Raw genomic sequence first — 13,144 nt, 5'->3', positions numbered from 1 at the left:
TCAGACGAACAGCAGCTGCGAAACGCCGATCCCGATCAGGATCGCGCACAGGATCGCCGCGACGGTGAGGATGATCCGCCGCCGCGCCGCCGCCTTCTCGCGAACAGCCTGCGCGGACGCGGCCTGCTGCGCCGGGGTGGGCGTGTACCGGGCGGTCGGCTGCTGCATCGTCTGCTGCTGCATTGGCTGCGCCGGAGCGGGAGCCTGCGGCACCTGCTGGACCGGAAGCTGCATTAGCGGAGCCGGTTGCTGCGGCTGTTGTTGCGGCAGGATCTGCTGGGTCGGCTCTGGGACATTGGGCGGCTGCGCGGGCAGCGGCCGCGACGCCGGAAGCGTCGGCAACGCAGGCGCGGTCGGCGGGATGAACGCGGTCTGCTCGCGTCCGACGGTGATCGCCTTCAACGCGTGCACGGTGTCGTCCATGGTCGGCCGGGCTGCCGGGTCGGCGCGCAGCATCTTCTGCAACGCCCCGGCGAGCGGGCCGGCGTTCTCCGGCGGTCGTTCCGGGGACTGGCCGTCGTCACCGAACGGCGGCACACCCTCGACCGCCGTGTACAGCGTCGCGCCCAGCGAGAACACGTCTGCAGCTGCAGACGGAGGCGCGCCGCGCGTGACCTCAGGCGCTCGGTAAGCGGCGTGCGGACCGCCGCCGGTGATGCCGATGTCGGTCAGCTTGACGCTGCCGTCGTCCGCGAGCAGCACCGTGTTCGGTTCGAGCGTGCGGTGGACGATGCCCGCCGAGTGAATCGACGCCATCGCGTCGCCGAGCTGGATGCCCAGGAACGCGGCCTGCTCCGGAGTGAGCCGGCCGTGCTCGGCGAGGAAAACCGACATCCCGCGCGACGGGATGTACTCCATGACCAGCCACACGTCCTGGCCGTCGGGCAGCACGTCGTACACCGTGATCGCGCACGGATGATCGATCCGCGCCGCGGCCTTGCCCTCTTCCATCGCCATCGCGCGCGCCTGTTCGGCACGGTCCGGCGGCAGGCCGACGGGCAGGTACATGCGTTTGACGGCGACGGTCCGGAACAGCCGCGTGTCGAACGCGAGCCACACGATGCCCGCGCGTCCGCGCCCGATCGGCTGGTCGAGCCGGTACCGCTCGCCGACGATGCTGCCTTCTGAACTCAATGCTGTCCCTGAATCGCTAGCTGGTCGCCGTCGGCGGCGCTGTCGCCGAGCTTTCCGGCGGCTTCGGCTTAGACGGCGACGACGTCTGCGACTCTCGCGTCTTCGACGGCTGCTCCTGCGTCGGAGTGTCCTCCGCAGAAGTGGTCCGCCGCGAGTGCCGCGTCGACTGGGTCTCGCGGGTCGCGCTTTCCCGGGAAGACGTAGGCGGGGACGTAGTGGTTGCTTCCGAAGGCGGCTGTGTGACGGACGTCGGGGCGACCGCGGACGACGAAACGGGCGGCGCGGGCTGCGAAGCGTCCGGCGGATTGCCCGGAGTCAGCAGCCACACGCCGAGCGCGACCAGGCCGACGACCACGACGCCGCCGATGATCGCGGGCTTCTTCCACGCGCCGGGCTTCTCGTCCTCGTCGTCCTCGGGCGCGGTCTGCACGCGGGTCCGCGGCGCGGGGTCCTCGTCGTACGGATCGTCCTCGTAGTGGTCCGGCACCGGCACCGCGCGGGTGGCGGCGAGGCCGTTGCGGCTCGGGTCGCCGTAGAGCGGCGGCTCCTGGTGGTAGCCGTCCTGCTGGTAGCCGCGGTCGTCGTAGTCGTCTTCCGGATAGCCGGAGCCCGGCGGGTACGGGTCCTCGTCGTAGTACTGCTGCGCGCTCGGGTCGTACTGCTGGGTGACGCCCGGGTCGTCGAGCAGCGTGCCGGAGTGGCCGGCCTGCTCGTCGTCGGGATGCAGCAGACCAGCGGCCGCCGCTCCGCCCGCCGCACCGAGCGCGGCCGCGCCGAGGGTGCCCGAGGAGGAGGCCATCATGGTGTCGGCGTCCGGACCGCCGAGCGGGGTCTCGCCGCGCGCGACCGCGGCCAGCAGCTCCTCGCATTCGTCGGCGGTGGGCCGGTGCTGGGTCTCCGGGTGCAGCAGCACCGCGAGCACGCTCGCCAGCGGACCGGACTGCCGCGGCGGGTTGATCTGCCCCGCGGCGACCGCGTGCAGCAGGCTCAGCGTGTTCTCGGACAGGCCGAACGGCGGCTGTCCCTCGCAGGCGGCGTACAGCGTCGAGCCGAGCGAGAAGACGTCCGACTCGGGGCCGGGGTCGCCGCCGATCGCGACCTCGGGGGCCAGGTAGGCGGGGGTGCCCGCGATCATCCCGGTCTTGGTGACCGTGACGTCGTCCTTGGCCCGCGAGATGCCGAAGTCGGTGATCTTCACCGTGCCGTTGCCCGCGAGCAGGATGTTGCCCGGCTTGATGTCGCGGTGCACGATGCCGACCGCGTGCGCCTCGCGCAGGGCGGCGGCGATCTGCGCGCCGATCCGGGCGACCTCCATCGGCGGCAGGGTGCCCTTTTCCTGCAGCACCTGCGCCAGGCTGGTGGACGCCAGGTATTCCATGATCAGGCAGGGCTGGCCGTTGTCGTCGGTGACGACGTCGAACACGGTGATCGCGTTCGGGTGGTGCAGCCGGGCGGCGATCCGGCCCTCGCGCATGGTGCGCTGCCGGGCGTCCTCCGCCTCGTGGTTCTCCAGCCCGGGCTGGAGAAGAAGTTGCTTGATGGCGACCGTACGGCCCAGCACCTCGTCGTGGGCGCGCCAGACGGCCCCCATCGCGCCGGAACCGATTTTCCCGACGATCCGGTACCGGTCGGCGACCAGACGACCCTCGTCGCTCACGCGACCTCCCTTTGGGGCTCCGACTTCCCGGGGCGGGACTGTTCTACCCCAAAGGGGTGAGTTCGAACCCGCCGCAGCACCGGAGCGTAGGCACCTGCTGTGGACCGTGTGCCGGTTTTGCCGAGACCGACCCGTGACAAGGCTAGGCGCTCACTCTGCGCACACGCACGCGGCACACTTCGGCCGACCCGCCACAACCACGTTCGCGCAGGTCAGGAGTAGACCGCGGACAGGACGCGGGCCTGCGAGATCACATCCTGCTCGACGACGTCGAACAATTGGGTCACGCGCAAGAGGGTTCCGTCGGCCTGGTGGACCAGCGCCACGGCGAAGACCGAACCGTCGTCCTGGACGTGCAGTTCCTGGACGTCGATCGAGTCGGCACCGCTCCACGCACGGACCAGATCGCCCGTTTCGCCGCGCGCGGCGCTCGGGCTGAGCAGCGAAAGCGCGTTCTCCGGCTGGTGGTCGATCGAGGCGTAGAACTTGCGCACCGCTTCGAGCTTCACCGGATCCGGCGCGGCCGCGGACGAGGTGGCGGACTTCTTGTGCGATTCCGCCGAGGGGGCGGTGCTCGAGGAGGCGGACGACGAAGTGCCGGAAGTGGTTTCCGGAGTCGTGGCGCCCGAGTTCGACGGCGTGGTGGCCGTGGAGCCGGTGTGCTGGGACTGCGTCGTGCTTTCGCTCTGCCCCGACGTCGTGCCGCCGGACGAGTGGACCTTGCGCTGCTGCGGCACGGCCTGTCCGCCGAGCGCTGCCGCGCCGCTGAACCCGGCGGGCATCGCGGCTCCTCCGGCGACCGGCACGGTGGGCCGAGGGCCGCCGCTGAGCAGCGAGGCGGTGACGACGGCGCCGGCGACGAGCGCGCCCGCTCCGACGAGCCCGGCCAGCTTCGCGCGGCGGGCGAGCTTGCTTTCGGGCTCTTCGACGGGTTCCGCGGCCTGGGCGACCGGGCGGCGGGTGCGCGGCGGCAGGTACTTCTGCGGTTCGCGGAACACCTGCTCGAGATATTCGCGGTCGGCCTCGGCCACGTCCTCGAGCAGTTCCGGCGGGATCACGTCCTCGACGCGCACGGCGTCGGGTTCTCGCCGGGTTCGCTGCCGTTCAAGCACGAAAGTCCTCGCTCTGGGGGTTCGGGGCGGGACACGACACGGTGGCGGTGTCCCCGGGGCGGTCCGAGGCGATTCGTGGTCGGCCCGGACCTCGTAGTCGCCAGGTAACCCTGTGCCGACCGGCTGCCGCCAGACTCCGTCGCCGGAATGCCGCCGTCGTACGACGAACGGCAGCTTATGTCACCCAACCGGACGAGGGAACAACCGCTCACCGCACCGCACGTGCATCGGCATTTGCAGACAGTGTGCTGGTCAGCGCCCGTCGTCGGTGATCTTGCCGTTGTCGTCGAAGGTGAGCGTCTGCTGCTCGGTGCTCTTGCTGCCGTCCTGGTGCGTGACCTCGACCGTGTTCACCGTGGTGCCGTGCTGCGGGTCGATGGTGACCTTCTTGACCTCGAAATACGCGACGTCGGCGTAGCGCTTGCGCAGCCCCTGCGGGCCCTGCTGCTTGAGGTCGCCGGACGTGACCGACGAGGCCTCCGACGGGTCGGTCGTGACGTTGTTGAAGAACTTCTCCGAGTTGTTCCCCATCGTGTCCGCGTCGCCGGCGGTGAAGACCGGCGGTCCTTTCGTTTCCCGCTCAGCGGGAGTGACCGGCGGCTTCTGCGGCGGCTCGCTGGACGAGGGCGAGTCCGTGGTGGTCGGCGCGGACGTGCTGCTGCCGGTGCCGGTGCCGGGGCCCGCCGACGTGGTCACGCCTGCCGAACTGCTGCTCGCGGAACTGTTCGGACCCGAGCCCTGCTGCGGATGCGTGCCGTTGTCCGAGGTGACGCCGTCCGGGCTGGTGCTGGAGTCGCTGCGCGGGACGCTGCCGCCGACCCCGCCGTGCTGCCCGTTCGGGATGAGCGCGCTGAGGTTCGGGTTGCCGCCGTTCTGCCTGCCGGGCCAGCCGCCCCCGCCGACCGCGTCGGTCGTCGTGGTGGTGGGCCCGCCGACCAGGAACGTCCCGGCGAACAGCAGTCCGACGACCACCGCGCCGGACGCGCCGGTGGCGAACCACGCGGCCTTGCGCCAGGTCTTCGGCGGGGTGACGGACGCGGGCACCGAGCCGAGATCGAACGTGCCGAGGCCGTCCAGCAGCGGCGCGGCGTACACGCGCACCTCGTCGTCCTGCTGCTCTTGGCTCTCCCGCGCCGATACGGCCGGTTCGCCGAGCGTGACGCGCTGGCGCCGGGGCGGTTCCTCCGCGACCGGGTTCAGCTCGACCCGTTCGCGGGGGCTTTCCGGCCGGTTGGCCAGCGCGGCGGAGGTGGTGGCGACGCGTTCCTGCCGGGTGCGCCGGGTCGGCTGGGGGAGTGCGCTTTCCGGCGGGGCAAAGGCGCGGTGCTCCTCGGGGATCCGGTCCTGCGGGGGAGCGAAGGCGGCGCGGGATTCGGGCTGACGGGCCAGCGGGGCCGCGACCTGCTGGTCTTGGGGGGTGCCTGGCTGGGCTGGGGCGGCGGTCTGGTGGCCGCGAGGTTCGGACGGCTGTCCGGGGAAAGCAGCGGTCTGGCGAGGCTCGGCCAGCCGGTCCGGGGCGGAGGCCTGGCGGCGCGGGGGTTCGACGGGGGCGCGGCGATCGCTCGTCGCCCGGCGGCGCTGCGGCTGCGGCAACGGCGGTTCGCCGATCGGCAACGTGCCGCTCGCGGTGGGGAAAACCGGCTGGTTGGGGGCCGGGCGGTTCCCGTCGTCGGGCACGCGGTTCGCGCGCGGGGCCGGTGCGCCGCGCAGCCGCGGGTTCTCGCTGCCTCGCTGCACCGGAGCGCCGTCGACGGCAGGCACGGCGCCGGTGCGGTGCCGGTGATGTCCGGCGGTGCGGGGCGGCACCACCGGGGTCCAGGTGCCGTCGGCGCGGACGCGGTGCCGTCCGGGAACGGTGACCTCGGCGTCCGACACCGCGCCGGGACGGTCCGCGTGCCGCCGACCGCCCATCGTGTTTCCCGTCATGCCGGTCCGACCCCTCCGCGAGGGGGGCGTGACGGCGCAGGGGCCGTCGTCAACCCGAACGGAGCAGGGACGAGGAGAACGACGCTTGCGTCCACACTTGCGAACTCCCGCGCAAATGCACGCGCACGCGGAGAACGGCGCGCGGAGCCGCAGCTCCCGCGCGTCCTCCGGGCATAGCCCGGCGCAGACGCCAGGGTCCTCACGGACTTCACAGTAGGAAACCGGCAGGCGAATGTCTTCACCCATCCTGCAACTTGCACCGGTTTCACTCGACCGGGCGCGCCCGAACGGGCGGCACGTCACGCAGCGCAGCGTCCTGCCCGGCGTTTGCCCAGTTCGGGGGCTGGTCAGCCGCCGCTGCGGTACTTCGCCTGCGTGGACTGGAGGGCCTTCATCGACGTCGCGCCGCTACCGACCGCGATGACGATGGCGAGAACGTCCAGCACGACGTTGCCGGAAGTGAGCAGCCACGCGAACAGCGAGGCCGCCGTGGCGCCGCCGGCCAGAGCCCAGCGGCTGCGCACGTACTGCGCCACCGGGGCCCCGCCCGCCCGCTTGCCCGCCGCGTTGTTCAGCAGCGCCAGGTAGCCGACGTGGCCGAGGGCCGCCAGCACGCTCGCGATCGCGATGATGACGGCGATGAGGTTAATCATGTGTCCAGTCTGCCCGGTTTCCCTGCCGCGCGAATCGGGGATGCCCCGGATACCGGGTCAGCGGCCCAGCCTGCCGCGCCCGAGGTTCAGCAGCAGCATCGCCAGCTGACGGCCCTCCGGACCCAGTTCGCGGTAGCGCGCCAGCACGTCCATCTCGCGGTTGTAGACGATTTTCGTGCCGCCCGCGGCCATCCGGGCCGCGCCGATGGTCTTCGACACCTCGACCCGGCGCTTCACGAGCCGGAGGATTTCGGAGTCGAGCCAGTCGATCTCCTCGCGAAGCGACGAGATGTCCTCGCCCGCCGGGGTGTGCTCGGCGGGCTGTCCGTCGGCGTTCTGCGTCTGCGCGTTCATCGGGACCTCTCTGAAGTCCGGACTCCCTGTCCCAGGGACGGCGAAAGCCCCGGGTCCAGTGGACTCCGGGGCTGCGGGTGATGGCGGGTGGGGCACTACGCGATCACGGGAGCCGGAGTCCGGGTCCCGTAAAAAAATCGCTCGCTGCTGTGCCGCACGGATTCAGTATGGCACAGGCGCGCCCGGCCGCCCGCGGAACGCCCGCACCCGCGCGTGCAGCACCAGGCTGATGAACAGCCAGAACAACGGCATCGCCGGCCAGAAGAAGAACGCGCCGCCGATCGCCCAGCGGACGATCAGCAAGGTCGCGAGCACGGCGACGATGCCGAGGTGGACGCGCAGCGCCGGGTGTTCGCGCAGCGCGGCCCGGGTCAGCGGCCAGCCGCCGCCGCGCGGCCGGGCAGGAGCCGGCCGGGGGAGATCGGCGGTGAGTTCGCCGAGTTCGTCGGTGTAGCGGGTGGCGTAGACCGTGCGCAGCCGCTCTTCCACCTCTTCGAGAGTGAGCCGTCCGTCGGAACCGGCGGCCTGGATGGTCTCGGCGACGCGCTCGCGATCGCCGTCGGAAGCCCTCAGCCGGGCGGGAATCTTGTCGTCCATGCCATTCGATGCTCCGCGCCGCGGCGGCGTCGCGCGTCGGACGCGAGGCGACACTGCGGCGTACGTCCGGAAGCGCAGGCCGACCCCGTGGCTGTTCCGGGACTGTCGTACCCCCGGGGTAGCGTTGACAGACGATGGACACCCTCTTCGATCTCCCCGCAGACCCGCCCGCCCGCCCTGCCCGGCCGGGAACCGCAGACCTGCTCGAGGACCTCAACCCCGCCCAGCGCGAGGCGGTGACGCACGCCGGAGGTCCGCTGCTGGTCGTCGCGGGAGCCGGATCGGGCAAGACGCGCGTGCTCACGCGCCGGATCGCCTACCTGCTCGGCCAGCGCGGCGTGCATCCGGGCGAGATCATGGCGATCACGTTCACCAACAAGGCCGCCGCCGAGATGCGCGAACGCGTCGCGGCGCTCGTCGGCAAGCGCGCGAACGCGATGTGGGTGTCCACGTTCCACTCGATGTGCGTGCGGATCCTGCGCCGCGAGGCGAAAACGCTCGGCATGTCGTCGAGTTTCTCCATCTACGACTCGGACGACACGAAGCGGCTCATCACGCTCGTGGCGCGCGATCTCGACATCGACCCGAAGAAGTACGCCGCGCGCACGCTCGCGGTGCACATCTCGAACCTGAAGAACGAGCTGGTCGATCCGGACGACGCGGTCTCGAAGGCGGCGAACGACCTGGAGCGGCGGGTCGCCGAGGTCTACACCGAGTACCAGCGCAGGCTGGCGAGCGCGAACGCGTTCGACTTCGACGACCTGATCATGCGGACAGTGTCGTTGCTGCAAGCGTTCCCGGACGTCGCGGAGTACTACCGGCGGCGCTTCCGGCACGTCCTGGTCGACGAGTACCAGGACACCAACCACGCGCAGTACACCCTGGTGCGCGCGCTCGCCGGCACCGAAGCCACGGACACCGGGATCGAGCCCGCCGAACTGTGCGTGGTGGGTGACGCGGACCAGTCCATCTACGCCTTCCGCGGCGCGACCATTCGCAACATCGAGGAATTCGAACGCGACTTCCCGAACGCGCACACGATTCTGCTGGAGCAGAACTACCGTTCCACGCAAACGATCCTGTCCGCGGCCAACGCGGTGATCGCCCGCAACCCCAACCGGCGCGCCAAGCGGCTGTGGACCGATTCGGGCGACGGCGAGAAGATCGTCGGCTACGTGTCGGACAACGACCACGACGAGGCCGCGTTCGTCGCGGGGGAGATCGACTCGCTGGCGGAGAAGGGCGAGGCGGACTACTCGGACGTCGCGGTGTTCTACCGCACCAACAACCAGTCGCGAGTGTTCGAGGAAATCTTCATCCGGCTGGGCCTGCCGTACAAGGTCGTCGGCGGCGTGCGGTTCTACGAACGGCGCGAAGTGCGGGACATGATCGCGTACCTGCGCGTCCTCGCGAATCCCGATGACACGGTTAGCCTGCGGCGGATTCTCAACGTCCCCAAGCGCGGCATCGGCGACCGCGCCGAAGCAGTCGTAGCGACGCACGCGGAACGGGAGCGAATCTCGTTCTGGGCCGCACTGCGCGACGCGGTGGACGACAAGGTGGCACTGCTGAACCCGCGCTCGGCCAAGGCGATCACCGGCTTCGTGACGCTGCTGGACGAACTGCAGGAGATGGCGTCGTCCGGCACCGAGGTCCACGACCTGCTCGAAGCGGTCCTTGAGCGCACCGGCTACCGCGCGGAGCTTGAGGAATCGGACGACCCGCAGGACGCGTCGCGCGTCGAAAACCTCACCGAACTGGTGACGGTGGCACGCGAATTTGCCGAGTTCACCGCCGAGGTCACCAACGACGAAAACGCGGAACTGGTCTTGGACGACGGCGTCCCGGCCCCAGGTTCGCTGCCTGCCTTCCTGGAACGAGTCTCGCTCGTCGCAGACGCCGACTCGATCCCGTCCCCAGACGGCGGCGAAGAAGGCGACGGCGGCGCGGGCGTGGTCACCCTGATGACCGTGCACACCGCCAAGGGCCTGGAATACCCGGTCGTCTTCTGCACCGGCTGGGAAGACGGAGTCTTCCCGCACATGCGCGCCCTGGGCGACCCGGCTGAACTTGCCGAGGAACGCCGCCTGGCCTACGTGGCGATCACCCGTGCGCGGCAACGACTTTACGTATCCCGCGCCCTCACCCGGTCGGCGTGGGGACAGCCGCAGATGAACCCCGCGTCCCGCTTCCTGGACGAGCTGCCACCGGACCTGGTCGACTGGCGCCGCCTGGAACCGTCCTCCCCAGGCTTCGGCAACTTCGGCTCCTCGTCCGGTTCCTCGTCAGGCCCCCGAGCCGCGACGACGTGGGGCCGCCGGTCCTCCTCGTCGTCGACGTCCTCGAGCTCGCCGTTCGGCAAGGCGTGGAAGGACACGGTGGCGCTGAAGCTGGACGTCGGAGACCGCGTAAGCCACGACAAGTACGGCCTGGGCACGGTTATTTCTTGCGACGGCATCGGCCCCCGTGCGACGGCGACGATCGACTTCGGCGCTTCCGGGAAGGTCCGGTTGATGTTGATCGGCAGTGTGCCGATGGTCAAACTCTGAGGTCTGCTGGCTTTCGGCTACGACACTTTCGGCTGCTGCTGTTTCGACTCGCCAGCGGCTGTGGCTACGGCTGCTGTGACTGTTACGGCTAGCGCGGCTTCGGTGGTTTGATCCTCCGTGCCGTGCCGTGCCGTGCCGTGCCGTGCCGTGCCGTGCCGTGCCGTGCCGTGCCGTGCCGTGCCGTGCCGTGCCGTGCCGTGCCGTGCCGTGCCGTGCCGTGCCGTGCCGTGCCGTGCCGTGCCGTGCCGTGCCGTGCCGTGCCGTGCCGTGCCGTGCCGTGCCGTGCGTGCCGTGCCGTGCCGTGCCGTGCCGTGCCGTGCCGTGCCGTGCCGTGCCGTGCCGTGCCGTGCCGTGCCGTGCCGTGCCGCGGCCCGGGGCGCGATTCTCCGCAGTCCGGCGCGTCAGAGCGGGACTGTCCAAGCTGACTGGCCAGAGTGAGCACTGGCCGCCGCCAACACCGCAGCACTGCTCTGGGCTCCACGCTGCCTTTCGCGCAGCGGTGCCCCTCAGCTCCAATTGCCTCTCCAGGCGTCAGCCCCCGCACGTCTGGCGCGCGATGCCTCCAGCCCGCGGCAAGTCACCCCTGTCGGTACCGCGAGCCTTCCTCCCCGCGAAGCCTTCCTCGTCGTCCTCCAGCGCAGGCCCACTCGCCCTAGTTTTCCCTCTGGCTGTGCCAAAACCCGGCGTTGCCCGGGGCACTGCGCGGCTCCCGCCTGTTCCCAGCCTCCTGCCGCAGCCCACTCCTGCCCGCCCCGTCCGGGACATCTTTCGCCGGACCGAGTGAACTCCCCATCGAACCCGCTGATCTTGTCGGTCCCCTCCGGCAAACTGAGTTCATCGAACATAAGTTCGATGAAATGCGGTAGACTGCAGAAGGGACGCAGGGGATGGACGCGGTGCTGTTTGGGGTATTTGCCGCTGGGGTACAGGAGTACTTGAGGAGAGTCGCGGGGACGGTTGCCGTGGGGACGGCAGCTTGGCCAGCTCGGGACGTGCCAGGGGATGTGGCACGGCTGGCCGCAGCATGGCGCGCGCTGCTGAGACAGCACGCATTAGGACCAGACGGCAGATGCGTCGTCTGCGGAGGAACATCGCGCGCTGACGAGGGACTCGCGCGATGGATGCCATGGCGAAGACGCGCGGACCTGTGCACAGTGTGGCAGGTAGCAGTCGCCTACTTCGTCCGTCGCCTGCCGGGCAGCGATCCGTGACGCCATCGCCTGACAGCTGAAAGTCTCGCTCAGGCCGGGCAGAGATCGTTGGAACTCGTCGCCGATTGTTCGGGCCGATGGCCATGCGGTGCGACTAACCGACGGAATCCCAGTTCACGGACGAGCCTGTCGACACCAGGCCTCGCGATGACACGCGCCGCCAGAGTTCCTCACGCACAAAGGCGTTTCCACTACGAGCAGCCAAGAAAGGATCCGTACGAACCAAACTCAGTCGATGGTGCCCGCGCGGCGGCGGGCACCACTGCGCCGATCGCCCGGCGAACAGGAAATGCGGTCTGGCTCAGACGTTCACGCCGCGGGCGGCAAGCCACGGGCGCGGGTCGATCTTCTTGGTGCCGTCCTGCCACACCTCGAAGTGCAGGTGCGGGCCGGTGCTCTCGCCGCGGTTGCCGATCTCGGCGATCTGCTGGCCGCACTTGACCTTCTGGCCCTCGCGGACGGAGAAGCTGTTCATGTGGCCGTAGACCTGGATGGTGCCGTCGTCGAGCTGGATGCGCACCCAGAGGCCGAAACCGCTGGCGGGGCCTGCCTGGATGACGGTGCCGTCGGAGGCGGCGTAGATCGGGGTGCCGATCGAGTTGGCGATGTCGATGCCGAGGTGGCTCGTGCCCCAGCGGGCGCCGAAGCCGGAGGTGAACGTGCCGTGAGCGGGCATGCAGGTCTTCGGGCGGGCGGCCTCTTCGGCGGCCTGGCGCGCGGCTTCGGTTTCCGCCTGCACGCGGGCCTTGGTGACCTTGGCGCTGTCGGCCATCTTCGCGGCTTCGGCGGAGGCGTCGACGGCGTGCCCGGCCGGCAGCAGTTCGGGAGCTCCCCCGGAGCCCGCGCTGCCGAGGGTGAACGAGGCGCTCGCGTTCTGTGCGTTGGCGAGCGGGGTGACCGCGGCGTCGGAATCTCCGCCGCTGGTGGACTTGAGGGTCTGCCCGGCGGCGGCTGCGGCGAACGCGCCAGCCGCGACGGCGGCGACCACGACCCGTCCGCGAAGCGCGGAGGAGGGCGGGGCGATGCGGTGCTGCCCCCGGACGCGGATGACTGCACCGTCCAGTGCGTCTTTCAGCGCCGGGGAAGGGGCTTGGCCGCCGGGGGAGCGGTGTGAAGCCAAGACAGGGCCTTCCATCGTCGGGGAGCCGGGCGGAAACGGACTCGGGCGGGGGATCCCGTGAACGAACCTCGGGGGTGATTCGCTCAGCGTCCTGCTTCGTGACCTGACTGTAATGGGGACCGCAGGACAGTAACGAAGCGGCGCCTCAATGAGCAAGACGCGACCAGGCTTTCGGCCGAACGAGTGGCGCTCATCGCGCGTCTAGCTGTGGAAACTACCCAAAGTTAATCGGAAACTACTTCGCCGTTTGTGGCTTGAGTCACATACCTTCGGATGGCCCAACGCCCCTGAGGGCCCTCCCGGCGGTCTCGCGGACGAAATAACCGGCCACCCCGGTGCGTTGAAGCAGTTTCACGGCGAATCTTGTGATGCCGGTCACTCACGGTAAGCCCCGCGGGTTCTGAGCGGTGCGGCCGGTTACCTGCCCTCCCCGGCAGGCCCCGGCCGTCCCTGTCCCCGATCTCGGCCGACCGTCCCCACGATCTGCCGAGCCTGTCGCCCCCTCCGCGACCCGGCCTGATTGCCTGTCCCGGCAGGCACTGGCCGTCTCCGTTCCTGGCAGGTCCTCCCCGGCCTGCCAGGAACGGAGTTCGCGGCTCCCTTCCGCGACGCGGCCGTTCACCTGCCCTCCCCGGCAGGCCTCGGCCCCTCCATCTCGGTCCCGGCAGGCCGTCCCCACGACCTTCCGGCACCCGCCGCGGCTCCCCTCCGCGACCGGGTCGGGCACCTGCCACGAACAGGCATCCGACCTCGTCCATCGCCCCCGCGATGTGTCCCCGTGCTTCGCCCCGTGCCGAAGTGACGCCCCGAACGCCACTCCCTTACGCGACT

Annotated in this window: 9 protein-coding genes; 1 reads left to right on the top strand and 8 read right to left on the bottom strand. The window is 70.4% G+C overall.

Going from position 1 to position 13,144, the window contains the following annotated elements:
- The 7 genes from FKO37_RS46020 to FKO37_RS45990 form a co-directional block, all read right to left on the bottom strand.
- A complete protein-coding gene (locus tag FKO37_RS46020) occupies positions 1-1,134 on the bottom strand; it encodes a serine/threonine-protein kinase (protein WP_134667623.1) in 1,134 nt (377 codons plus the stop codon).
- A gap of 16 nt (positions 1,135-1,150) precedes the next feature.
- Positions 1,151-2,791 (bottom strand): serine/threonine-protein kinase, encoded by a 1,641-nt coding sequence (locus tag FKO37_RS46015; RefSeq protein ID WP_238608605.1) that lies wholly within the window; start codon positions 2,789-2,791, stop codon positions 1,151-1,153.
- Positions 2,792-3,003: 212 nt separating this feature from the next.
- Positions 3,004-3,903, bottom strand: coding sequence for a hypothetical protein (locus FKO37_RS46010; RefSeq protein WP_037816189.1), 900 nt, complete (start codon positions 3,901-3,903; stop codon positions 3,004-3,006).
- A 252-nt stretch (positions 3,904-4,155) separates the two neighbouring features.
- On the bottom strand, positions 4,156-5,829 hold the full coding sequence (locus FKO37_RS46005; protein ID WP_238608604.1) for a hypothetical protein: 1,674 nt from the start codon (positions 5,827-5,829) through the stop codon (positions 4,156-4,158).
- A 347-nt stretch (positions 5,830-6,176) separates the two neighbouring features.
- A complete protein-coding gene (locus FKO37_RS46000) occupies positions 6,177-6,482 on the bottom strand; it encodes a hypothetical protein (protein WP_037816187.1) in 306 nt (101 codons plus the stop codon).
- Between the two features lie 57 nt (positions 6,483-6,539).
- On the bottom strand, positions 6,540-6,836 hold the full coding sequence (locus FKO37_RS45995; protein ID WP_009072470.1) for a chorismate mutase: 297 nt from the start codon (positions 6,834-6,836) through the stop codon (positions 6,540-6,542).
- A 162-nt stretch (positions 6,837-6,998) separates the two neighbouring features.
- Positions 6,999-7,433 (bottom strand): DUF1707 domain-containing protein, encoded by a 435-nt coding sequence (locus FKO37_RS45990; RefSeq protein ID WP_037816186.1) that lies wholly within the window; start codon positions 7,431-7,433, stop codon positions 6,999-7,001.
- 134 nt (positions 7,434-7,567) lie between these two features.
- Here FKO37_RS45990 and pcrA point away from each other — a divergent pair, with 134 nt between their 5' ends.
- Positions 7,568-9,982, top strand: coding sequence for a DNA helicase PcrA (pcrA, locus tag FKO37_RS45985; RefSeq protein WP_238608603.1), 2,415 nt, complete (start codon positions 7,568-7,570; stop codon positions 9,980-9,982).
- A 1,512-nt stretch (positions 9,983-11,494) separates the two neighbouring features.
- Here pcrA and FKO37_RS45980 read toward each other — a convergent pair.
- Positions 11,495-12,181 (bottom strand): M23 family metallopeptidase, encoded by a 687-nt coding sequence (locus FKO37_RS45980; protein WP_037816184.1) that lies wholly within the window; start codon positions 12,179-12,181, stop codon positions 11,495-11,497.
- Positions 12,182-13,144: the final 963 nt, after the last annotated feature.

The organism is Amycolatopsis sp. Poz14, from assembly GCF_006704225.1.
In the GTDB taxonomy this organism is placed as follows: domain Bacteria; phylum Actinomycetota; class Actinomycetes; order Mycobacteriales; family Pseudonocardiaceae; genus Amycolatopsis; species Amycolatopsis nivea.
This window is presented reverse-complemented; position numbering and strand designations above follow the sequence as displayed.